The organism is Pseudoclavibacter caeni (assembly GCF_008831125.1).
In the GTDB taxonomy this organism is placed as follows: Bacteria; Actinomycetota; Actinomycetes; order Actinomycetales; family Microbacteriaceae; genus Pseudoclavibacter_A; species Pseudoclavibacter_A caeni.
Genome location: NZ_WBKA01000010.1, coordinates 1 through 23,646 on the forward strand (window position 1 = coordinate 1; position 23,646 = coordinate 23,646).

11 protein-coding genes and 1 CRISPR repeat array are annotated in these 23,646 nt (G+C 69.0%); of the genes, 2 read left to right on the forward strand and 9 right to left on the reverse strand.

Annotated elements, in window-relative coordinates; translation table 11 throughout:
• Together F8O02_RS08870 and F8O02_RS08875 are read left to right on the forward strand one after the other, a co-directional pair.
• A partial coding sequence (locus F8O02_RS08870; RefSeq protein WP_158036895.1) for a transposase occupies positions 1-181 on the forward strand: 181 nt, incomplete at its 5' end.
• A 68-nt stretch (positions 182-249) separates the two neighbouring features.
• Positions 250-480, forward strand: a complete 231-nt coding sequence (locus tag F8O02_RS08875) for a hypothetical protein (protein ID WP_158036896.1) — start codon at positions 250-252, stop codon at positions 478-480.
• A 112-nt stretch (positions 481-592) separates the two neighbouring features.
• Here F8O02_RS08875 and cas2e read toward each other — a convergent pair whose 3' ends face one another.
• The 9 genes from cas2e to F8O02_RS08920 form a co-directional block, all read right to left on the reverse strand.
• Positions 593-943, reverse strand: coding sequence for a type I-E CRISPR-associated endoribonuclease Cas2e (gene cas2e / locus F8O02_RS08880; protein WP_158036897.1), 351 nt, complete (start codon positions 941-943; stop codon positions 593-595).
• Positions 940-1,917, reverse strand: coding sequence for a type I-E CRISPR-associated endonuclease Cas1e (gene cas1e / locus F8O02_RS08885; RefSeq protein ID WP_158036898.1), 978 nt, complete (start codon positions 1,915-1,917; stop codon positions 940-942). The genes cas2e and cas1e overlap by 4 nt, the downstream gene beginning before the upstream one ends.
• Positions 1,910-2,608 (reverse strand): type I-E CRISPR-associated protein Cas6/Cse3/CasE, encoded by a 699-nt coding sequence (gene cas6e, locus F8O02_RS08890; RefSeq protein WP_158036899.1) that lies wholly within the window; start codon positions 2,606-2,608, stop codon positions 1,910-1,912. The genes cas1e and cas6e overlap by 8 nt, the downstream gene beginning before the upstream one ends.
• Positions 2,605-3,417, reverse strand: coding sequence for a type I-E CRISPR-associated protein Cas5/CasD (gene cas5e / locus F8O02_RS08895; RefSeq protein ID WP_158036900.1), 813 nt, complete (start codon positions 3,415-3,417; stop codon positions 2,605-2,607). Before cas5e ends, cas6e begins: the two co-directional genes overlap by 4 nt.
• A 1-nt stretch (position 3,418) precedes the next feature.
• Complete coding sequence (cas7e, locus tag F8O02_RS08900; protein ID WP_158036901.1) at positions 3,419-4,600, reverse strand: type I-E CRISPR-associated protein Cas7/Cse4/CasC; 1,182 nt, start codon at positions 4,598-4,600, stop codon at positions 3,419-3,421.
• A 46-nt stretch (positions 4,601-4,646) separates the two neighbouring features.
• Positions 4,647-5,291 carry a type I-E CRISPR-associated protein Cse2/CasB gene (gene casB / locus F8O02_RS08905; RefSeq protein WP_158036902.1) on the reverse strand — a complete coding sequence of 215 codons (645 nt, stop codon included), beginning with the start codon at positions 5,289-5,291 and terminating at the stop codon, positions 4,647-4,649.
• On the reverse strand, positions 5,288-7,021 hold the full coding sequence (casA, locus tag F8O02_RS08910) for a type I-E CRISPR-associated protein Cse1/CasA (RefSeq protein WP_158036903.1): 1,734 nt from the start codon (positions 7,019-7,021) through the stop codon (positions 5,288-5,290). Before casA ends, casB begins: the two co-directional genes overlap by 4 nt.
• Positions 7,021-10,029, reverse strand: a complete 3,009-nt coding sequence (cas3, locus tag F8O02_RS08915) for a CRISPR-associated helicase Cas3' (protein ID WP_158036904.1) — start codon at positions 10,027-10,029, stop codon at positions 7,021-7,023. The genes casA and cas3 overlap by 1 nt, the downstream gene beginning before the upstream one ends.
• Positions 10,030-10,377: 348 nt before the next feature.
• Positions 10,378-23,407: a CRISPR direct-repeat array (repeat unit 28 nt; unit sequence GAGCTCCCCGCGCGAGCGGGGGTGATCC).
• A 58-nt stretch (positions 23,408-23,465) separates the two neighbouring features.
• Positions 23,466-23,646: transposase (locus tag F8O02_RS08920; RefSeq protein WP_158036905.1), on the reverse strand; the 181-nt coding region annotated here is incomplete at its 5' end.

Sequence of the window (23,646 nt, forward strand, 5' to 3'; positions counted from 1 at the left end):
CACCCTCCGCCGCTGGCGAGCCGCGTTCCTGGCCTACTTCACGACCGGACGATCATCGAACGGCGGAACTGAGGCCGTGAACGGGATCATCGAGCTGCACCATCGCCTCGCCCGCGGCTTCCGCAACCGCGACAACTACCGGCTCCGCATGCTCCTCGCCGCCGGCGGACTCACCCCATGACCCCCACCGGATGTCCGAAGAGCCTGTAAAGTCTGAGCCCGCGAAACTGTAAAGTTTTGAGCTGCGGAATGGTGAAGTCCAGTATGGCTTCAAGCCCGTATCAGCGCAGAATCATCGATGACGAACTCGACGAGCTGAGCCTCGCTCTGCCGGCGATCTCGCTCGACGGCATCAAGGGCGTTGGCAAGACCACGACGGCTCGCGCGAGAGCCCGCACCGTGCGGCGACTCGATGATCCCGCGGTTCGCGAGCTGCTGGGCGCGGATGCGCCGGTGCCGCAGAAATGCCACCTCGCGTGACCGCACGCTCGCGTCGCTGCCTGGTTTGCGTGTCGTTTCTGCCGGTATCCTCCGGGTTTGAGCGCGAGAACGACACACAGACGCCGGGTTCCGGGGCCCGGTGCGCGCGGGCTCAGCTACGCCCGTAGCGCCTGATGCGCGCGGCCTTGCTCCAGCCGGCGCGGCGGCTGTTGCGCTGCTGCTCGACTGAGGTGTTCGGCCGCATCATCAGGGTGACGCCGTCGAAGTCGGCCGGCTGCCACTGCTGTCCGTGGGTGCGGAATTCGAGGCCCTGCTCGTTCTGGGCGCTGAACGCCATGATGGCGCGTCCATCGGCGAGGTTCTCGAGCACCTGATCCCACAGCAGGTCGCGCACCCGCGCCGGCACGTTGCCGACGTAGACGCCGGGGGAGATCTCCATCAGCCACCGGGTAAGGTGCCCGCGCAGCTTCGGCGGGCTGGCCGTCACCACCAGGGCGATCACTGCTCGGCCTCGTCGACCACCGAGATGCTGCCGTAGTTGCGTCCGGCGGCGACGCGGCCGGCACCACCCGCCCACAGCTGCCCCTCGTCGGCGGCGAGTTCGTCTTCGAAGTCGGCGGTGATCGGTTCGGCGTCGGGCAGCAGCAGCTGCCGGATGTCGCGCACGCAGCGCTCCATGAAGCGCCCCGACCGCATCTGGTCGCGCACAGCACGGCGAGCGGCGGTACCGATGTCAGGATGCTCTGCAGCGGCCAGATCGAAGGCGAGCGGTATCGTGAGCTCCACCTTGTAGAGGTCGGCGATGTCGTAGACGAAGCTGCGGTCGTTGCCGGTGTGCACGAAGCCGAGCCCCGGTGAGCACCCGAGAGCGACGATGACGGAGTGGATCACCCCGTAGAGCGAGGTGTTCACCGCGCTGAGCGCCTGGTTCACCGCGTCGGCGTCGTCGAAGTCGGTCACCTTGTATGACCTGCCCTGCCACTGCACGCCGGTGCGCTGCGCCTCGCGGGCGTAGGCGCGTCGCACACGGGTGCCCTCTTTGCCCAGCAGCTGCTGCATGGTCAGGCCTGTGGTGTCTTCGCCGGGGAAGCGCATGGCGTACATGGCGCGCGCGACCTTCATGCGGGAGCGTTTCGTCGAGACGAGCCGGGCCTGAGCCTCGAGCAGTTTCGTCGACCTGGCCAGTGTCGCGCCATGGCAGTAGTAGCGCACGCCCTGCTCGCCGACCCAGACACACGTGGATCGGGATTCGGCGAGCAGGGACATGGCCGCGTGGGTGACCGTCGTGCCCGGGCCCAGCAGCAGGCAGCCGAGGGTCGCCGCGGGGATGTGCACCGTGCCGCGCGCATCCGTCGCGGTGACCGCGTTGGCATCGCGGTTGACCACGCAGTGCTCGACGTAGATGAACGTCAGCCGGTCGCGCGCTCGCAGCAGCTCTGAGATTTCGGGCGGTCGAACGCCCGGAACGTCAGCCATCGGCCTCGGCGCCCTGCGGCCTGGCCAGCGTCAGCAGCCCGTAGCCGTATCCTTTGGCCCGGCCCACACCTGTGGTCAGCGCCTGCTTGACCAGCTCGGGATCGCGCACGGTGAGAAACCCGTCGAATACGGCCGTCGCGAGGGTCACCGTCGCGGTTCCGCGGCGGAAGTCGACCAGGTGGCTGTCGCGCACGACCACCTCGGGCAGGCCGAACCGGTTCACGGGGAACTCCACCCCGAGCTGCTGCGCCCGAGCGGTGAGCCAGGCGAGCTGATCGGCGTCTTTGAGCAGCCCGACACGGCGGCCTCGGTGCCCTTCGCCCTGCGAGAGCGATTTGGTGGGATTCGCCTTGAGTCGGAACCTCCATTCGGAGCCCGCGGTGACCGCACGAAGCAGCGGTGCGTAGTCGAGCGTCGTGACGGCCTCGGACTTCGAGGTCAGCTCTGCGCTCAGCACCTCCAGACTGGGTCGCACAGGGCTCACGATGAACAGTCGGTTGAGCTCTCGGCCGCGATCCAGCCGCCACAATGTGCGCCCATCGGGCTGCCGTTCGGCACTCCCAGTGCGCCCGGAGGCCTCAGCGTGCTCGGTGGCGCGGGCGATGATCGCGTGCAGCACCTCGGGTGAGGCCATCACCCTTGCCGCGCGACGTGCCGTCTGCGACAGCGTCACTCTGCTGATGGTGGTCATGGCCGCTCCTCCTCGTGGGGCTGCTGCGCCTGCTGCTCCAGCTGCAGCGCGAGCACGGTGTCGAATGGATCATGCAGGGTCGCCCGGTGACCCTCTGCCGGTGTGTCGCCGTCGCTCGCGAACGAGAAATCGACGGGTGCCAGGCGCGCGATGCGCCTCGGGCGGTACTCGCGCTGCTCGGGATCGAAGCTGACTGGCTCGTCGGCCAGCGCCTCGGCGTCACCGGCATCGGCAGATCCTGGTCGGGGCTCGACGAGCAGTTCTGCCGCCAGCTCGACCGGTGCGAGGCCGTCGGTGTGCCAGCGCCGTCGCTCGGCAAGCTCGTCGACGTGGCGGCGAGTGCCGGCCCAGGGCAGCTCGCGCAGCACGTCCTCCAGCTCTCCGTCGACGATCTGCGTGGCGATCGGCCCGTCGGGCGGGCAGCTGCGCCGCCCCAGGAACACCGGGAAGTGCGGCTGCCGCAGGGCCTGCGCGAAGCTCTCGAGCAGCCCGCGATCGGCCGATTCGAGCCCTGCGATGAACACGGCGTCCTGCAGGTAGTACCGCTGCGACAGCGGCATGGATGCGCCGGAGTCGTCGTGCGCGGTGTGGAAGTCGCGCAGCAGCGATCCGGGCTGGTCGATGCGCACGCCATAGCGCAGGCCCGCGAAGCGGTCGAGCGATGCGGTGCGCGGCAGCCCCAGGGCCCCCGCGACCAGCCCGATCACGCCGCTTTTCGTGGGCGCCCGTTCGGTCATCCGTCGTGAGAAGCGGCTGGAGGCGCCCCACGCCTGGAGCGGGGCGGCCAGCCGCAGCGTGAGCACGTGCATCTCAGTTGCTCTTCTCAGCCTCGGCCTCGGCGAGACGCTGCTCGACGACCTCGCGCACCGCCGCTGCAGCGGTCTTCAGCGAGACGGCTGGGGCGAGCTGCTCGGCGGCGGCTGTGGCGTCTCCGACGCGAACCACCCACGAGGTGACCGGCGTGGTGTCGTAGGCGGCATCGATCTCGCGCTCGCGGGCGACGAGCCGCTCGGTCGCCTCGAGCACGCGGTCGGTGCCGGTGACGGGCTTCTCGAAGGCCCCGACAAGGTTGACCGGCTGGGTGTCGCGCACGCTGATGAGCACGAGGTCGGGCAGGGTGTCGTGGGCGAAGGTGTTGATCTTGCCGTTCGGGATGCTCGTCGCGAAAGCGGTGATGAAGGCCGCCACGGCCTTGGCCGTGGCATCGATGTCGCCGAGGTTGTCCCTCAAGCGATTCGCGTCGACGTTGGCGTAGCGGTAGAGCGTGGCCGAGTTGAACTCGACGGTGCCGATCATGGCCGCACCGGAGTCGGACTCGTCCTCGGACCCCTGCTTCACGTCATCCACTGCGGTGAAGTAGTCGGCCTCGGGGTCGACGCGATGCACGCTGATAGCATGGGCGACCTGGGAGGCGGCGTCGATGTTGAGGTCGGTGGTGTCGGCGACCATGCGGCCGAACAGGCCGACGTCGACGGCGTTGTCCTCTTTCAGGATGCTCTTGATCGCCTTCTTCTGCGCGGCCACCGCGGCCTTGGGATCATCGGTGTCCAGGGCCTCGAGCAGCAGGTCGGCGAGCCGGTCGTACTGGCGCGAGCCGAGGAAGAGCAGGTAGGTGGTCTCTTCAGCAGGGTGCTGATCGGTCTTGGACTCCGCGTTCTTGCGGGCCCGCGGCGCCTCCAGCTTGATGCCCCCGGCCTTGAAGACGTCCGCGGCCAGCGCCTCGGCTGCGGCCTCGTCGACCTCTGGCCGGCGCTTCAGGGCCCTCTCGGCCAGCAGCTCGGCCACGCGCTTGGTGCGGATACCAAGGCTGTCCGCGTCGAGCAGCGTGCGGAACTGCTCGCGGGTCGGACGCTTCCAAGCCTGGCTCGAGACCCGGGCGCGAGGCACGCCACCGTACACGGCGCTCTTGGGGCTGCCGGTGTCGTCGCGGTTGAGGTTGCTCGGCGGGACGGTCTGCAGAATGCTGATGTCGATGATGGTTCGGGTGGTCATGATGTCGGTGTCTCCTATCTGAACTGCGTTGATGTTGCTGTGGTGGTCAGTTTTCGCCCGGTGTGGCATTGGTCTTCACGGGGCGAACGAAGTCGCGGCCCCAGCGCAGACGTACCCCCGTCGCACGATCGGGGTCGCGCAGGGTCACGAGGTCTTCGGCGAAGTGTGCATAGTCGAAGGGTTGTCGCCCAGCTTTGAGCAGCTGCACGAGGCCTCGTGCATGCCTGACGGTCTCCTCCCAGTCGGTCGAGGTCTGCACCGCGGTGAACCTGCGGTCGATGCCCTTCGTGTTCGGCGTGCCGACGCGCAGGAAGGCGCAGGCACGGCCGAATGAGGTGCCGAGCCGGTGGGCCGAAGAGTCATGGTTCGACTGCTGGTGCAGGGCGAACAGCGTGAGCGCGGTGTGTGAAGCGAGTTCGCGGTCGGTCGGCTGGTCGGCATCGGTCGGTCGGCTCTGCGGCAGATCGGCGATGGTCCAGGCGAGGATGTCGGGGTCGGCGCCGAGCGGCTTGCCCACGTTGTGGCGCAGACGCGCGAGCGTGGCGGTGGCCTGGGAGCCGTTGCGAAGGTACCCGGCTCCCCTGAGCAGCTCGGGGTTGCCATACACGAGTGCTTTGACCCTCGTGTCGATGTACTTGGGGAATGCGCGCAGCTCGGGCTGCGGAGCGCGTTCCGTGTGTGGTTCGGTCATGCGTCACTCCTTGATTCGGACGATTCGATGGTCTGAGGCTTTGTGCCGGGGTTCAGCAGTTTGTATACGGCGGCGCGATACCAGGCGTCGGCCAGCGGGAGGTTGCGCAGCTGCGTGGCGCCGTTGGGCCCACTGGACACCTCGCGGCCCGCCCAGGCCGCCGGTGGTGCGTCTGCGATGAGCTCATCGCCGGTGAGGCGCAGCACCTCGCCGACGGTGGTCTTCCAGCTCTCGAGGGCGGTGCTGTGCCGCGCGGTCTCTGCGGTGAGTCGGCGCACCCACTCTCTGAACGCGCCGTCGAACAGCTCGTATGCTCGCTCGCGTGCCTGCTGGCGAGGCCCGTCGGTGGGCTGCCCGGCGGCCTGCGCGATGTTGGCGGCGAAGCTGGTGAGCTGCGCGACCCCCTGGTCTGCCAGAGCAGTGGCTGAGTCGAGCACGCCTTTGACTGCCGGGTCGCGCGATGAGAGCAGGCTCAGGTGCAGGTCGAGATCGTCGCTGATCACCTCGTCGACGACAGAGGAGTTCGACCCATAGACCACGCCGAAGGCCTTCAGCTGCACGAGCTGATCATCGGGGAGCAGTGGTGGTTCAGCCCCGAATTTCAGATGACTGAGCCATCTCGTGCTGAGCGAGGAGAGCCGATCCGAGCCGGTCTCGGCTGTGGTGACCGGCAGGAACTGGCCGATGCCGCGCCAGAGCGCGCGATCGGGCTGATGCTCGAGCGGCATGTAGACAGTCGCGAGGTTCAGCTTCTTCTCCTGGGGTGCGCTGCGCCGCCAAGCCGACATGGGCTCGTACTGGTGGGCGTTCTGGGGCTTCAGTGCGTCGCCGTTGGCGATGAGCACACCGGTCACACGGTCACCGGTGACAGCCAGGCGGATGCGGCGGCTCTGCCAGGTGTAGAGCGTGGCGGGCCCGTGGAAATACCTGAGGCTGCCCACGGCGTCTGCGGGCTGATTGAGACCCTGCGTTGCCGCGGCGGTCGGCTGCGGGCGCTGCCAGACCGGCACATCGTCGAGGCGGTCGCTGGGCTTCCATTGCACGTCTGCCTGCACCTGCTGGCCGACGAAGTTCAGCAGCAGCGTCTCGTGCAGGGTGCGGCCGGTGATCAGCAGGCCGCCGAGATGCCCTGCCCAGGCGACGCCGATCGGGTACCCTTTGCCTTTGCTGACACGATCGTCGCCGATGGCGCCGCTCTTGATGCCGGAGGGGTCGTAGGCCTGAGCGGTCACCAGCCAGCGCGCGGCCTCGGCGAGACTGATCGAGGTGACGCCGCGACCGCCTCGCGTGGTGAAGAACGGATGCCCGTTCGGCACGTCGAGGATCAGTCGCTCGAGACCGGTCATCTCGCCCTTGGCCGTGGTGAGGCCGGCCACCTGGTAAAACGGCTGTTCGGGGTCGAGCAGGTCGAAGCGGTGACGATATCGCTCGAGATAGGCCGTCACTGCAGTGGGGAACTCGCCGTTCCAGAGCACCTTCCACACCTCATCGCTGGCGCCGCCGGGGAGCACTCCGTAGAGCACGGCGAGCAGCAGCCGGTGCAGGGCGAAGTCCTGCAGCGGCAGGTCGCCGACGAAGCGGGTGATCTGTCGAGACTGAGAGAAGACCTCCAGCAGTGACAGGGTGTCGCTCGAGCCGTCGACGCGCTCGACGGGCAGCCAGGGCTCGTCGAGCAGGTTGAATGTGGCCGGCGCTTGCGCAGCGGTCGTGCGGGTGTGCTGCTCGGGCATCAGGAGTGCTCCAATCCGGTGGTCTGATCGTAGGTGAGGATGAGTGTGCGGGGCGCACCGCCCTTGGCGGGCAGGCTCAGCTGACATCGGCCGTCTTCGTCGAAGACGAGGTACAGTTCGCCACGAAGCATCGCCTGGCCATCCCATTCCGCGGGGATCTCGGCGGCGGTGTGCTGCTCGAGTGCGCTGATCAGACCGTCCAGGTCGTCGTAGACGCCGGTGGCGGCGGATCCGATCGAGATGGTGCTGGTGCGTATGGCTCTAGCCTGCGCCAGGTCGGGTGCGATGTTGTATTGGGGGAGGGGCCGCGCCTCCGCTTGGCTCCATGCCCCCCACGCGGGGAGCGTCAGCTGGCCATTCGTCTTGGTGAGCACGAGCACCTCGAAGGAGTCGTCTCCGTCGCGCACACCGGCGCGGTTGCCGCGCCCCTGCGGCGCGTCAGGGTCGGCGCTCGCGGCCTCAAGCCAGTTGCGCAGCGACGGCTGGATGCTCGGGTCTTGCGGTGGCGCCAGACGGAAGTTGTGCGCGGCGCTCGCTCGATCCCGGTTCTTGCGCTGCCACTGCTCAGCGGCTTCGCGCATTTCGCTCTGCCAGCCGTCTGAGCCGATCTGCTCGTCGCCGTACACCTGCTGAATGAGGCTGGGCACGGCATCGGGGATGCGCGCCGCGTGAGAGTGCCCGGGGCTCACCTGCAGTGCGGCGAGTGTGCGCAGCAGCAGGTGTGCGCCGTAGATGCGCTGAGAGCCGCGGTCTGGTTTGGGGACCTCCGGTGCCCAGTCGACGCCGGTGATGAGCAGTCGGGCCTGTTCGAGCCCTGCGGGCCGTGTGCGCCGGTGGCGGTGCAGCCGGCCGGCACGCTGCAGCACGAGGTCGATGGGTGCCAGGTCGGTGAGCATCAGATCGAAGTCGACGTCGAGGGACTGCTCGATCACCTGGGTGCCGACGACGATGCGCAGCCCGTCGCCGGTGCTGTGCGGGCCGAAGCCCTCGACGAGTTCGGCGTCGATGCGGGCGCGGTCGAAGGCGAGAAACCTGGAGTGGGCGAGCCTGACCTCGGCCTCGGGGAACGCCTCGGTGAGCAGTCTGTAGGCGTGTTGTGCTCGGCCCACGGTGTTGCGAATCACCGCGACCGACCCACCGTGCGGCGTTGATGAGCGGATGGTGTCGATGAGCGCGGCATCGTCATCGGGGATGGCGTCGATGGTGATATCGATGAAGCGCCCTGAGGATTCAGGATGGTGGGTGTGCACTGTGCCGTTCGCATCCACCGTGGAGATCAGGGGGTAGGCGAGGTCTGCGTCGCCCGTTGCGGCCGGATGCGTCACCGGCGCGGACTGTTCGGCTTCTGCTGAGACCACCTCGGCGTCGAGCACCGGGAAGAGATCGTCGATCGACTGGGGTGGTGCGGCTGGTCGAGGCTGCCGCCGCGCGGATGCGTAGGCGTCGAGCAGTGCCCTTCGGCGCTCGACGGGCAGGGTCGCGGACAGGAGGATGACGGGCACGCCTTCGGCGGCGAGCCATTGCAGCGTCGTCTCGAGGAACTCATTGGTGAATGTATCGATGGCGTGCACTTCGTCGAGGATCACGACCTTGCCGGCGAAGGAGAGGTGGCGCAGCACCACGTGTTTGCTGCGCAGACCGGCCATGAGCAGCTGATCGAACGTGCTGGCCACGAAGGTGGCGAGCGTGGCGCGCCGGCGACCCTGCAGCCACCAGTTGGCGATCGTCACGGTTTCGCCCGCGTGGCTGCGCAGCGTGGATTCTGGGAACGTGGTGGAACGCTCATTGCCGGGCAGGGCGGCGAACTCGGCGTTGAGATCACTCTTGCCGTGCACCAGCCCCAGCGAGACCACATTGTGCCCTTCGGTCGCGGGGAGGCTGCGCACCCAGTCGTGCAGTCGGGTGAACATGGCGTTGGTGGTGGCCTGGGTGGGCAGGGCGAATGAGACGCCGTTGAGTCCGAATCGCTCGGCGAGCGTCTCGGCGGCGAGTAGTGCGGCCTCGGTCTTGCCCTCGCCGGTGGTGGCCTCGATGATGATCAGGCCGGGCGTCTCCAGCTGTTCTGCGGCTTCGACGGCGGCACGCTGTATCGGGCGCGCTTTGGCCCCGGGGATGCGGAACCGTGCGGCGAAGCGCTCGTCGAGCGTCTCTGCGATGGCCTGTGCGTGCCAGGGCGCGGGTAAGTGCAGCCTGCTGAAGGCTTTTCGGGCACGGGTCTCGGCATCGTGCACCAGCTCGTCGGCGGCACTCTGGTTCAGGGGGAACAGTGAGTCGTTGCTGGCGATCCAGTCGGCCAGGATGACGGATGCGGTCAGGAGTACGACCGCGGTCTTGGCCTCGGTGGGGTCGAGTGCGCGTGTCTCTGAAAGCGCGTTGAAGGTGGACCTCGCGCCGGTGAGCTCGGCCATCCATGTGAAGAGCTCGTTGCGCACGGCATCCCACTCGCTGCCACCGACCAAAGCTGGCTGTTCGTGGTACAGCTGGACTTTCTGATCGGTGGTTCCGGTGCCGTGGTGCCCGCCCAGAACCGCCGCGATCACGCCGGCGGCATCGCGGGGAACCCCGGCCTGTGTGGTGAGCCAGGTGTGCAGCGATATCTCTCCGACGAGCTCGTGTCGAACGGCGCTGCGCATGGGATTGCCCTGATATTCGCGGGCGACGGGGAGACCGCACTCGGCAGAGTTCTCGGCGAGGTGCGGGTTCTGGATGATGAACGCGGGGGAGGCCTTGCCTGCGTCATGGCATCCTGCGAGGAAGACGTAGAGGCTCTCGGCTTGATCTGTGGTGAGCCCGAGCGTGGCCGCGATGTGATCGCGTACATAGGGCGGGATGAAGCGTTGCCACAGCAGTTGGGCCACCTCTGCGGAGTCGGAGAGATGTTGCCAGAGCTGAAGATACGAGGTTTGGTCGGCGGGGTCGTGCAGGTTGGTCTTGGCCCAGACGGACCGTGCAGCCGCGGACAGCTGGCTCGCAGATGCCTGTCGGTGGGTGCCGGTAGCGTCGAGCATGTGATTCCCCCAGAACTATCGTGCTGAATCAGTTCGATAGTCACAGTATGGCATAAGAATCGAGTGACCACGAGATTTATCTCCTACGTTGCGGATAATGCAGGAGAGATGATCGAGTGCGCCCTCGAAACCCCCGCTGACGCGAGGAACTGTTGCGCGAGACTGATCGCCTACGGGATCACCCCTGCGTGATGCAGGGCGGCGCATTTGACCAGTGTACGGATGCTGTCGCCTGAATTCTGACTCCGCTTCTTCGTGCACCTGGATAAGGCGCTCAACCCTGAAGCCATTGTCACAACTGAATCTTTTGTGCACTTCAGATTCGGCTCATGTCAGTAAACTACTTGTGAGTTCCCCGCGCGAGCGGGGGTGATCCGGGCGACAATCAGGACAACGAGAAATGATGCGAGAGTTCCCCGCGCGAGCGGGGGTGATCCCTGGCCGGAGGACCCACTCGACCGGATTGAACAGAGTTCCCCGCGCGAGCGGGGGTGATCCCGCGCCGAAGTTTATTCGTTCGCTTGCCATCGAGAGTTCCCCGCGCGAGCGGGGGTGATCCCGGACCTGGCGTTTCTTTCTCCCTGCCGTTCATGAGTTCCCCGCGCGAGCGGGGGTGATCCCCCGTCCTCCAGTGACGCCAGCTGCCGCTCGGAGAGTTCCCCGCGCGAGCGGGGGTGATCCTCATCGTGATGCGGTCGAGCTTGAGCTGATCAAGAGTTCCCCGCGCGAGCGGGGGTGATCCCGTCGCGGGCGGCGTCGCTGGGGCCACGGGGATGAGTTCCCCGCGCGAGCGGGGGTGATCCCCCCGACTGGACAGACGAGCAGGTGACCGCCGAGAGTTCCCCGCGCGAGCGGGGGTGATCCCGGTGCCCGTGCCAACCTTTTTGCGGAGGTCCAGAGTTCCCCGCGCGAGCGGGGGTGATCCCGGTGCGACGTGCCTGTCCGCTTGATCGATCGTGAGTTCCCCGCGCGAGCGGGGGTGATCCCTTCTCGGTCTCGACAATTCCCGCGATCACCGCGAGTTCCCCGCGCGAGCGGGGGTGATCCCCAGACTGAGTCTTCACCCAGACGCGGTCACCGAGAGTTCCCCGCGCGAGCGGGGGTGATCCCCAGCGGTCAAAACCGGGCCGTGAAGCGATCGTGAGTTCCCCGCGCGAGCGGGGGTGATCCTACGTGCTCGCCAAGTCAGACGAGGCAGAGGCCGAGTTCCCCGCGCGAGCGGGGGTGATCCCGTCGACCAGCCACGATCCTGCTGAGCGCAGCGGAGTTCCCCGCGCGAGCGGGGGTGATCCACCCGGGTTAGTATTGAGTCATGACAAGGGAGGGAGTTCCCCGCGCGAGCGGGGGTGATCCGGCCTTGGCGGGTCAGCGCAGGCGACCGGCGAGGAGTTCCCCGCGCGAGCGGGGGTGATCCCTTCGACCACACGGTCGACTCTTTCTGCAGTGCGAGTTCCCCGCGCGAGCGGGGGTGATCCCTGGCAGGCCGGCATCAAGCCGGGCGCCCTGCCGAGTTCCCCGCGCGAGCGGGGGTGATCCCGACGTCCTCCCGGCACCGCAGCACCACCCTGGGAGTTCCCCGCGCGAGCGGGGGTGATCCCGATGCTGCGGACGGGTCGAGGAAGATGTGCTCGAGTTCCCCGCGCGAGCGGGGGTGATCCCGACAGCCAGTGGTGTGGTTCTCATCACAGTAAGAGTTCCCCGCGCGAGCGGGGGTGATCCGCAGTGATCCGGCGGCATGGTGTTCCGATGACGGAGTTCCCCGCGCGAGCGGGGGTGATCCCAGCGAAGCGCAGCGATGGCGAGAGTACGCTCCGAGTTCCCCGCGCGAGCGGGGGTGATCCCTCGACGCGCATCAGAACTCACCCTGCTCGATAGAGTTCCCCGCGCGAGCGGGGGTGATCCCTCCGGGGCCAGGACATCGGAAAGGACCCGACAGAGTTCCCCGCGCGAGCGGGGGTGATCCCTGTTGTCTCCGATTTTGACTGTTTCTGGTGCTGAGTTCCCCGCGCGAGCGGGGGTGATCCGAACGAATGGTTGCAGCAGTAACGACGCCGGGGGAGTTCCCCGCGCGAGCGGGGGTGATCCGTCTGGCAATGAGCACGGAGAGATCGGGGTCCGGAGTTCCCCGCGCGAGCGGGGGTGATCCCCCCCGTGATCCGGGGCGATCACGAGAACATGAGAGTTCCCCGCGCGAGCGGGGGTGATCCGATGGCGACCCTGGCAAACATCTCCCGCACCGTGAGTTCCCCGCGCGAGCGGGGGTGATCCGGTCTACGGCCATCTGATGCCGCAGGCGCAGCAGAGTTCCCCGCGCGAGCGGGGGTGATCCCGATCTACGCCTGGCTCGCCGAGGGCAACATCCGAGTTCCCCGCGCGAGCGGGGGTGATCCCTGAAAAAACTCGTCAACGGGACCGAGGTCGACGAGTTCCCCGCGCGAGCGGGGGTGATCCGTCGCTTGAAGTCGACCGCACGGCACTGCGCCGGAGTTCCCCGCGCGAGCGGGGGTGATCCCTGGATGGTGGGGGAATGATCAACGTATTCATTGAGTTCCCCGCGCGAGCGGGGGTGATCCGGTTCGTGCAGCGAATCTCGGCGATGAGCTGGAGAGTTCCCCGCGCGAGCGGGGGTGATCCCGCGGGTCTGCGGCCCGATCAGGTCATAGTCGGGAGTTCCCCGCGCGAGCGGGGGTGATCCCCCATCCGTCATCTGCTGCGCGCTCCACGTGCCGAGTTCCCCGCGCGAGCGGGGGTGATCCCGGATAAATAACGGATTGGACGATTCTGCGACCGAGTTCCCCGCGCGAGCGGGGGTGATCCGCGGCTCCTGTTCGTGGGACGTGGGATGGGATGGAGTTCCCCGCGCGAGCGGGGGTGATCCCACTATCGGCATGAGGATCATGCTGTAGTGCCAGAGTTCCCCGCGCGAGCGGGGGTGATCCCTGCTCGATCGCACTGTTGCCGACACCGGCTGCGAGTTCCCCGCGCGAGCGGGGGTGATCCGGCCCACACGAGGGCGATTCGGCACAAGCTGTCGAGTTCCCCGCGCGAGCGGGGGTGATCCGCCGACGTAGTACTTGCGGTTGTGCGATTGCTGGAGTTCCCCGCGCGAGCGGGGGTGATCCCGCCGCCGTGGGCGCAAACCACACACCAACAACGAGTTCCCCGCGCGAGCGGGGGTGATCCCATCGCAGCCATGAAGCCGCCACTGTTCGCGTCGAGTTCCCCGCGCGAGCGGGGGTGATCCCCAGTGAGCCTCGCGTTAATCCCTCGCCGCTGAGAGTTCCCCGCGCGAGCGGGGGTGATCCTCACGGTGGTGCCGCCCCATGCGTTGATCTGGTGAGTTCCCCGCGCGAGCGGGGGTGATCCCGACAGATAAGTGTCAATCAAGGGGGCGGCATGGAGTTCCCCGCGCGAGCGGGGGTGATCCGGTCTGATTGAGAGGATGGCCCGCTATCAGGGTGAGTTCCCCGCGCGAGCGGGGGTGATCCAGGGCAGGTCAAGGATCCGCCGGCCGGAACGCAAGAGTTCCCCGCGCGAGCGGGGGTGATCCCGCGACACCGTCAGACGGATCATACGAGTTAACGAGCTCCCCGCGCGAGCGGGGGTGATCCTCTCTGTCGTGCCGACACCTGGAACCGTTTCCGGAGCTCCCCGCGCGAGCGGGGGTGATCCCGCGACACGCCCAGGCACGCTAGGAACCCCGGCGAGCTCCCCGCGCGAGCGGGGGTGATCCTTAGTCCCCCGCGTCACCGACTCCACGGTGACGGAGCTCCCCGCGCGAGCGGGGGTGATCCGTTGCCGCATTTTTGACGACACGCGGGCAAAGAGAGCTCCCCGCGCGAGCGGGGGTGATCCCTGTCTGCCCCGAAGTTGACACACCCCGGATGTGAGCTCCCCGCGCGAGCGGGGGTGATCCCCGGTCCGAACGGAAACCACCCCGTCACACCCGGAGCTCCCCGCGCGAGCGGGGGTGATCCCTTCGTCGGGGTCTTGATCTTGGATCCGAGGCCGAGCTCCCCGCGCGAGCGGGGGTGATCCGATTCTCGACGCTGCTGAGCTCAAGGCTCGGCAGAGCTCCCCGCGCGAGCGGGGGTGATCCCGCCCTGCTGGAGGCAGTGAAGACCAAACTCGCGAGCTCCCCGCGCGAGCGGGGGTGATCCTGCCACGAAAGCGGCCGAGCGCGGGCACGCGGGGAGCTCCCCGCGCGAGCGGGGGTGATCCCCTCGACCCCGGTGCGGCGGACGTGCACACAACGAGCTCCCCGCGCGAGCGGGGGTGATCCGTTGCAGCATCCGGGTGAGGAGCCACCGAAACCGAGCTCCCCGCGCGAGCGGGGGTGATTCACTGCTTCTCACCCCCGATGACCGTCTCAAGCCGAGCTCCCCGCGCGAGCGGGGGTGATCCCTCGAGGGTGACGTCAACCGGAATCTCCGCCATGAGCTCCCCGCGCGAGCGGGGGTGATCCTGCGTGCGTGGCGGGCACATCGACCACAGTGCCGAGCTCCCCGCGCGAGCGGGGGTGATCCGTTCGTGTTGGTGTCGCTGGCGAATTATGCCGAGAGCTCCCCGCGCGAGCGGGGGTGATCCCTGGGCAGCGGGGTAGCGGACAGTGCGCCCCCAGAGCTCCCCGCGCGAGCGGGGGTGATCCGAGGGTCTGTGCCGCATGCCCGGTCAAGGCTGAGAGCTCCCCGCGCGAGCGGGGGTGATCCCATGGCAAGCAAGCTCGTCATCCGAGACAACCTGAGCTCCCCGCGCGAGCGGGGGTGATCCGGCAAGTAATCGCCAGTCACAGCCAGTAGTAGCGAGCTCCCCGCGCGAGCGGGGGTGATCCGACCGTCAAAGTCCAGGAGCTCAAACGGTGTCAGAGCTCCCCGCGCGAGCGGGGGTGATCCCGCCGTCCGGGCAGAAATGGGGGATGAAGGGTTGAGCTCCCCGCGCGAGCGGGGGTGATCCCGCATGACTCTCCAGGACGCCGAGAATCACCCGGAGCTCCCCGCGCGAGCGGGGGTGATCCCTGCCCGTGGACAGAAACGAGAAGGACGAGTAGGAGCTCCCCGCGCGAGCGGGGGTGATCCTCAGGCAGGAATCCGCCGACCCAATCGAAAATCGAGCTCCCCGCGCGAGCGGGGGTGATCCCAAACCTCCGTACTATCCGCGTACGTCATGCAGGAGCTCCCCGCGCGAGCGGGGGTGATCCATCGGCTGTTTCGCCTGATCACGATCGACGCTGGAGCTCCCCGCGCGAGCGGGGGTGATCCCCAGTGGGTCCCGGTGTACTTGACCTCCGCAGTAGAGCTCCCCGCGCGAGCGGGGGTGATCCCATGTCACACCATGTGCGCGGCAGCACACATGTGAGCTCCCCGCGCGAGCGGGGGTGATCCTGGTCCTGACATGATGGGTCTCCGTTCGTGCTCGAGCTCCCCGCGCGAGCGGGGGTGATCCCAGCCGGGCACGGACAATGACGTTGCCCAGGCGGAGCTCCCCGCGCGAGCGGGGGTGATCCGGTTCGACGGGTACCTGCCGCCGGGGTCGGGATGAGCTCCCCGCGCGAGCGGGGGTGATCCGGTCGGCGGTTTGCGTTCAGCGTCCGGGAACGGGAGCTCCCCGCGCGAGCGGGGGTGATCCCAACCCGATGGCCGACAACGTGTACGCCCCGTGGAGCTCCCCGCGCGAGCGGGGGTGATCCCTGCTCATCCCCGCTGTCCCCCTGATCGTCGACGAGCTCCCCGCGCGAGCGGGGGTGATCCTCAGCCACTCATCAATAGTCTGCGCAATATTGTGAGCTCCCCGCGCGAGCGGGGGTGATCCCACCGCCGGCATCGAGCAGGCCATCGCCACCGGGAGCTCCCCGCGCGAGCGGGGGTGATCCTGCCGGTGCAGCCGCCGATCCTCACCGGCATCGGAGCTCCCCGCGCGAGCGGGGGTGATCCCTCCCGGAGGGCTGACTCCAGCCCGCATGGCCGGAGCTCCCCGCGCGAGCGGGGGTGATCCGCTCTCATTCAACTCTGCCCTAGTTGCTGCGATGAGCTCCCCGCGCGAGCGGGGGTGATCCCTTGCAACGTTTCCATACTGGCTGAGCAGCGAAGAGCTCCCCGCGCGAGCGGGGGTGATCCCTGGTGGTCCTGGTATGTTGTCGGCCCGTTCCAGAGCTCCCCGCGCGAGCGGGGGTGATCCTCGAGTGCATGCTGAGGGGCCTCTGGAGCATCTGAGCTCCCCGCGCGAGCGGGGGTGATCCCGACAGGTGACCCAGTCGCCCTGGCGGGCTCCAGAGCTCCCCGCGCGAGCGGGGGTGATCCGTCATTAGCGAAGGCGATGGCATCCGCTTCAGTGAGCTCCCCGCGCGAGCGGGGGTGATTCCACCGGGTCGGCGAACACGACACCCTCACCGGTGAGCTCCCCGCGCGAGCGGGGGTGATCCCTGTTTTCTGCTGCGCATCGAGGACAACATGGAGAGCTCCCCGCGCGAGCGGGGGTGATCCCGCGGCAGCAAACACACGACGCAACGTGTCGAAGAGCTCCCCGCGCGAGCGGGGGTGATCCCTCAACCCCCGTGTGGCTACATACAGCCGGGTAGAGCTCCCCGCGCGAGCGGGGGTGATCCCCAGGTGATGATCTCCGGGTTCCTGCCGGCAAGGAGCTCCCCGCGCGAGCGGGGGTGATCCGTCGGCGCCTTCCACCAAGTCATCGTCGACGAGGAGCTCCCCGCGCGAGCGGGGGTGATCCCATGGTGGCGTTCTTCACCCCGATCATCCAGACGAGCTCCCCGCGCGAGCGGGGGTGATCCCGAGCCGCGTGATAGAGCCCGAACCCCAGTAGGGAGCTCCCCGCGCGAGCGGGGGTGATCCCGTGCTGGCGACCGTGATATTTCCGAGACGACAGAGCTCCCCGCGCGAGCGGGGGTGATCCGTCGGACACTGCGGCAAAAGTGATGGGCCGTTGGAGCTCCCCGCGCGAGCGGGGGCGATCCCGGTTCCCCATTGGATGGGCTGTTCGCCAGGATGAGCTCCCCGCGCGAGCGGGGGTGATCCCGATCGATGACGATGCCGCCTACCGGTCATTGCGAGCTCCCCGCGCGAGCGGGGGTGATCCCCTGGCTGGCACGGTCCCGCCGGCGGGCCATCAGAGCTCCCCGCGCGAGCGGGGGTGATCCCCGGCGTTGCCGCTCCACAAGGGCTGGTTGGTCGAGTTCCCCGCGCGAGCGGGGGTGATCCTTAGGGGGGCCCGGTTCACTCCCCGGGCGGAGTGAGCTCCCCGCGCGAGCGGGGGTGATCCCACCAGCAACCCCCACGACAAGACCGCGAGACCGAGCTCCCCGCGCGAGCGGGGGTGATCCCGCGCTGCTGGAGGCCGTGAAGGCCAAACTGGAGAGCTCCCCGCGCGAGCGGGGGTGATCCGAACACAATTGGCGCAGTCAGAGACCGCCTCGAGAGCTCCCCGCGCGAGCGGGGGTGATCCGATTCACCGGACGTTCTGGATCAGTGTCGGGGAGAGCTCCCCGCGCGAGCGGGGGTGATCCCGGGGTGAGTACCGGTGACCTATCGGATTCTTGGAGCTCCCCGCGCGAGCGGGGGTGATCCCGCGCGCGCGCGCGAAAGCGACGATGACCAAAAGAGCTCCCCGCGCGAGCGGGGGTGATCCCGAAACAGGCTCTCGATGACTCCCGCGAAGTCCGAGCTCCCCGCGCGAGCGGGGGTGATCCGCGCTCAGGCATCGGGCTCTCAACGCTGTCGCGGAGCTCCCCGCGCGAGCGGGGGTGATCCCTGCTCCGCTCTGATCGCGTTGTCGCCGATCATGAGCTCCCCGCGCGAGCGGGGGTGATCCCGCATTCGACGGGCTCGACAAGGCACTCGTCGGGAGCTCCCCGCGCGAGCGGGGGTGATCCTCCAGGCGCTGCCGCAGCTGATACAGGCGGCGGGAGCTCCCCGCGCGAGCGGGGGTGATCCCAGCGTGTCGACGCCGCCGACTGCCTGCTCCCAGAGCTCCCCGCGCGAGCGGGGGTGATCCGCTCGGGGTGACAGTGGATGGGCAGCTCGGCCCGAGCTCCCCGCGCGAGCGGGGGTGATCCTGGTCCTGGCATGATGGGTCTCCGTTCGTGCTCGAGCTCCCCGCGCGAGCGGGGGTGATCCGGTTGGTGTCGAGGTTGCCGGCATGTCCAGAGAGAGCTCCCCGCGCGAGCGGGGGTGATCCCGACGAGAACTCCCCGCCCTGTCGGCACATGCAGAGCTCCCCGCGCGAGCGGGGGTGATCCGCGCGCCAGCAGCAGCGACGGCAGCGACGATGTGAGCTCCCCGCGCGAGCGGGGGTGATCCCCCTTCGACCGGGGCAGTGACTGTCGTCATCAGGAGCTCCCCGCGCGAGCGGGGGTGATCCCAATGGCGAGTATGTGCGCTCGGCGGGCGTGTGGAGCTCCCCGCGCGAGCGGGGGTGATCCTGTGATGCCGCCGAGCGTCACCTGCGCGATCTCGAGCTCTCCGCGCGAGCGGGGGTGATCCAGGCCGCTGGCGGGGTCGAGGTAGGTCTCGGTCCGAGCTCCCCGCGCGAGCGGGGGTGATCCCCTACGCGCAGCTCATGCAAGAGACAGGACTGGGAGCTCCCCGCGCGAGCGGGGGTGATCCCGACACCACCTTTGCAGGCACCGCAGTCGAGATGAGCTCCCCGCGCGAGCGGGGGTGATCCGGGGAAACGATGACTGTCGCCGAACTTGGGGAGGAGCTCCCCGCGCGAGCGGGGGTGATCCCTGGTGGACTCGCTGGCCGTCGACCTGCGCACCGAGCTCCCCGCGCGAGCGGGGGTGATCCCGCCTCGATGCGTGCGGCACTGTCGGCGGCACTGAGCTCCCCGCGCGAGCGGGGGTGATCCCTGCCGATCGCCCTTGGTGAGCACGGCGTTGTCGAGCTCCCCGCGCGAGCGGGGGTGATCCCGTCGCCGTCATGACCGTGCCGGGCACGAGGATGAGCTCCCCGCGCGAGCGGGGGTGATCCCCCGACGACGGAGACGACGAGGAGGCGTAGACCGAGCTCCCCGCGCGAGCGGGGGTGATCCCGCCCCGTGAGCGGAGGCGGTCTGCTCGGTCAGGAGCTCCCCGCGCGAGCGGGGGTGATCCCAACACGGCCGCACCCACGGCTGGTGCGACGGGGAGCTCCCCGCGCGAGCGGGGGTGATCCGTGCGGGGTCTGTTTCATGCTGGTACTCCCTGGGAGCTCCCCGCGCGAGCGGGGGTGATCCCGCACCGGTGAACGTTTCGCCGGTCGCCTGCGCGAGCTCCCCGCGCGAGCGGGGGTGATCCCACCCGGCCTTCGGCGTCCGTGCATACCTGACCGAGCTCCCCGCGCGAGCGGGGGTGATCCTGCCCCTCCGCCGTCTTCGACAGTCACTGTGAGGAGCTCCCCGCGCGAGCGGGGGTGATCCGCTGATGACCTGGTGCTGGCTGCACGTGCGAAGGAGCTCCCCGCGCGAGCGGGGGTGATCCCCGCGCCAACCCGGAACCGGTTGCACGCATCCTGAGCTCCCCGCGCGAGCGGGGGTGATCCCGACCAGGCATCAGGCCACCTCCAACACATCTGGAGCTCCCCGCGCGAGCGGGGGTGATCCTACCAAGGTGGGGCGGCCGACCAGCACGCACGCGAGCTCCCCGCGCGAGCGGGGGTGATCCGCAGCTGGAAGGAATCTCACCCCGATCCAGGACGAGCTCCCCGCGCGAGCGGGGGTGATCCCTGCGCTGCGCCGCCGGCATCAAACGACACCCCGAGCTCCCCGCGCGAGCGGGGGTGATCCGTGGCGGCCGCATTCGAGGCACAGGACCCAGTCGGAGCTCCCCGCGCGAGCGGGGGTGATCCCGAGCCCTACCGTGTCAGAGGGGAGCTGAACTGGAGCTCCCCGCGCGAGCGGGGGTGATCCCCTGAGTGTCGGAGTCGATGAGTGTGGCGATCAGAGCTCCCCGCGCGAGCGGGGGTGATCCTGAGCAGCCCAGCCCCGTGCGCTTTCCCTCGCCGAGCTCCCCGCGCGAGCGGGGGTGATCCCGTGCAGCTGTAATTGGTCTGGCGGTTCGGATCGAGCTCCCCGCGCGAGCGGGGGTGATCCTGAGTTCTGGTAAATCAGGCACTCTGAGACGTCGAGCTCCCCGCGCGAGCGGGGGTGATCCCTGCACCGTGGACAGCACCCGCCGGCCCCGCTCGAGCTCCCCGCGCGAGCGGGGGTGATCCGGTGACCGACACCATTGGCGAGTCGTTCTCACTGAGCTCCCCGCGCGAGCGGGGGTGATCCCTGCCCTGATGTGCTGTCGGTCGTGACGGCATGGAGCTCCCCGCGCGAGCGGGGGTGATCCGGCTGCCGTTGACCTGCTCTGGTCTGGCGGCGCGAGCTCCCCGCGCGAGCGGGGGTGATCCTGTCTTGGTTCAGCTGCGCAAGCGCGACGTTCAGAGCTCCCCGCGCGAGCGGGGGTGATCCGGGCGCAACGGTTTTCGGCGAGCGGTTGAGATCGAGCTCCCCGCGCGAGCGGGGGTGATCCCGTGATCGAGCGCTTGCCCTTGGTCGAGGCCTCGAGCTCCCCGCGCGAGCGGGGGTGATCCCCGCTGGATCGATCAGCAGCAGCACGCCGCCGCGAGCTCCCCGCGCGAGCGGGGGTGATCCCTGCCCGGCGCAAAGGAGAAGGAGGACGAGTGAGAGCTCCCCGCGCGAGCGGGGGTGATCCGTGAAGGATCTGGGGGTGTCTGTTCCTCCCTCGGAGCTCCCCGCGCGAGCGGGGGTGATCCCTTCCCGTTGCTCACGATGCCCGCGCACGGCACGAGCTCCCCGCGCGAGCGGGGGTGATCCTAAGCCGCAGTAGAGTCACCTGCTAACAGCGGGGAGCTCCCCGCGCGAGCGGGGGTGATCCACCGCTCATGTGCGACGACCTGCGGGCACAGACCGAGCTCCCCGCGCGAGCGGGGGTGATCCCTCGTGCGTCTTCGCTGGCGAAATGAACCTCGAGAGCTCCCCGCGCGAGCGGGGGTGATCCTCTTCCAGTGCGTCGATGCGCTCGGAATGCTTCGAGCTCCCCGCGCGAGCGGGGGTGATCCCCTGCCGCCGAGCATGATCGGCGACAACGCGGTGAGCTCCCCGCGCGAGCGGGGGTGATCCGATCGGGCGATTGGCACCTGGGCCGTTGTAAACGAGCTCCCCGCGCGAGCGGGGGTGATCCCCTGTCAGGTGGCCGTGCCCCTGAACTGCCTGTGGAGCTCCCCGCGCGAGCGGGGGTGATCCCTCTCGTGCCTCGCATGATGCCACGGTGAGAGCGAGCTCCCCGCGCGAGCGGGGGTGATCCGGGCCTCGACAAGCCACTCAAGGTCGCCGATCAGAGCTCCCCGCGCGAGCGGGGGTGATCCCGCACAGCCCCGTCGAAGGCGACGATCCTGGCCGAGCTCCCCGCGCGAGCGGGGGTGATCCCTTCTCCGCCGCTGTGCGCCCGTCCAGTGTGCCGAGCTCCCCGCGCGAGCGGGGGTGATCCTTGTGTGACGACCGCGCCGACGAGCGACAGCCCGAGCTCCCCGCGCGAGCGGGGGGTGATCCCTCGTCACCCGGATCTGACGGCCTCGGCGGCGTGAGCTCCCCGCGCGAGCGGGGGTGATCCCGGCACGTTCACGCAGAAGGACTACACGTACACGAGCTCCCCGCGCGAGCGGGGGTGATCCCGACTCTTCATCCCAGATCCCCAAGCACTCGCGTGAGCTCCCCGCGCGAGCGGGGGTGATCCCGCTGCTTCTGGTGCGTCCTGCGGGGTGCCGAGGAGCTCCCCGCGCGAGCGGGGGTGATCCCGGGTCCAGCACACGCCCTGACCCATACCACGTGAGCTCCCCGCGCGAGCGGGGGTGATCCCAACTCCACAACGGCATCAAGGCTCGTGCCATGGAGCTCCCCGCGCGAGCGGGGGTGATCCTCATGCAGCTGCTCATAGCACGGATGATCCTGAGAGCTCCCCGCGCGAGCGGGGGTGATTCAGGGTGCAGGTCGAAGATGGAACCGTTCAAGGAGAGCTCCCCGCGCGAGCGGGGGTGATCCTAACGCTCGGCAGAATGGTATGGCGGACACGTCGAGCTCCCCGCGCGAGCGGGGGTGATCCCGTTCCGCCAGCGGCAAGTGCAGCCCCGCCGAGGAGCTCCCCGCGCGAGCGGGGGTGATCCCTCGGTCCGAAAGTGCGCGAGGCTCGCCTGAGCGAGCTCCCCGCGCGAGCGGGGGTGATCCCCAGCCCCAGTGCAGCGGGCCGGCGTAGGGGAAGAGCTCCCCGCGCGAGCGGGGGTGATCCCCGCTCGTGGAGCTCCTCCGCCAACTGCTGCTCGAGCTCCCCGCGCGAGCGGGGGTGATCCCGCGACATACGCGCCACCCACAGCGAGCGGTTTGAGCTCCCCGCGCGAGCGGGGGTGATCCGGTTCAGGAGCATGATCGTGCGAAGCCTCGTACGAGCTCCCCGCGCGAGCGGGGGTGATCCCGCCCGGAGATTGGGGTGCTGCCGCGCGGCGACGAGCTCCCCGCGCGAGCGGGGGTGATCCGAATCGGACTTCCCCTACAACCATTCGCCCGGCGAGCTCCCCGCGCGAGCGGGGGTGATCCCGTGTCTTGGTTCTGGGGGCCGCGTTCACGCGCGAGCTCCCCGCGCGAGCGGGGGTGATCCGCGACTCAGCTTCTTGATGCCCCAAATCAGCACGAGCTCCCCGCGCGAGCGGGGGTGATCCCGACCTCGACAACGGACGCACCATCTGCAGAGAGAGCTCCCCGCGCGAGCGGGGGTGATCCCGGAGAGCACCCAACCCCCGATGGTGGGTGTGAGAGCTCCCCGCGCGAGCGGGGGTGATCCCCGCAGTGCCGAAGACAGCTGCCCCGAGACACGGAGCTCCCCGCGCGAGCGGGGGTGATCCATCGAGAACTCTGCGACCTCGGATGGCTGGAAGGAGCTCCCCGCGCGAGCGGGGGTGATCCGCCGCCCGTGTCCGAGCCGGACTGTTTGACGATGAGCTCCCCGCGCGAGTGGGGGTGATCCCGCACTGCCGCCGATGCTGGTCACGGATGACGGGAGCTCCCCGCGCGAGCGGGGGTGATCCGCGGGTGAGTGACATGACCCGCTTCGACAAGATGAGCTCCCCGCGCGAGCGGGGGTGATCCCGTGAACGAGGGCGGGTTGTCGTACGAGGTTTCGAGCTCCCCGCGCGAGCGGGGGTGATCCCGCCGGGCGGTCGTCTCGCTGACCTCCAGAATCGAGCTCCCCGCGCGAGCGGGGGTGATCCCCTCGACCGGATCGCATGTGTCAGGAATCTCAGGAGCTCCCCGCGCGAGCGGGGGTGATCCCGCGAGGCCGGCCAGCCAGGAAACCAAAACGATGAGCTCCCCGCGCGAGCGGGGGTGATCCCTTTCTGTTGGTCGACGGACTCGCCAGGTTATGGGACTCTTCGGACATCCGGTGGGGGTCATGGGGTGAGTCCGCCGGCGGCGAGGAGCATGCGGAGCCGGTAGTTGTCGCGGTTGCGGAAGCCGCGGGCGTGGCGATGGTGCAGCTCGATGATCCCGTTCACGGCCTCAGTTCCGCCGTTCGATGATCGTCCGGTCGTGAAGTAGGCCAGGAACGCGGCTCGCCAGCGGCGGAGGGTG

Coding starts and splice junctions, on each gene's coding strand:
- F8O02_RS08875 (WP_158036896.1), top strand. CDS start 250: ATGGTGAAGTCCAGTATGGCTTCAAGCCCGTATCAGCGCAGAATCATC.
- cas1e (WP_158036898.1), bottom strand. CDS start 1,917: ATGGCTGACGTTCCGGGCGTTCGACCGCCCGAAATCTCAGAGCTGCTG.
- cas6e (WP_158036899.1), bottom strand. CDS start 2,608: ATGACCACCATCAGCAGAGTGACGCTGTCGCAGACGGCACGTCGCGCG.
- cas5e (WP_158036900.1), bottom strand. CDS start 3,417: ATGCACGTGCTCACGCTGCGGCTGGCCGCCCCGCTCCAGGCGTGGGGC.
- cas7e (WP_158036901.1), bottom strand. CDS start 4,600: ATGACCACCCGAACCATCATCGACATCAGCATTCTGCAGACCGTCCCG.
- casB (WP_158036902.1), bottom strand. CDS start 5,291: ATGACCGAACCACACACGGAACGCGCTCCGCAGCCCGAGCTGCGCGCA.
- casA (WP_158036903.1), bottom strand. CDS start 7,021: ATGCCCGAGCAGCACACCCGCACGACCGCTGCGCAAGCGCCGGCCACA.
- cas3 (WP_158036904.1), bottom strand. CDS start 10,029: ATGCTCGACGCTACCGGCACCCACCGACAGGCATCTGCGAGCCAGCTG.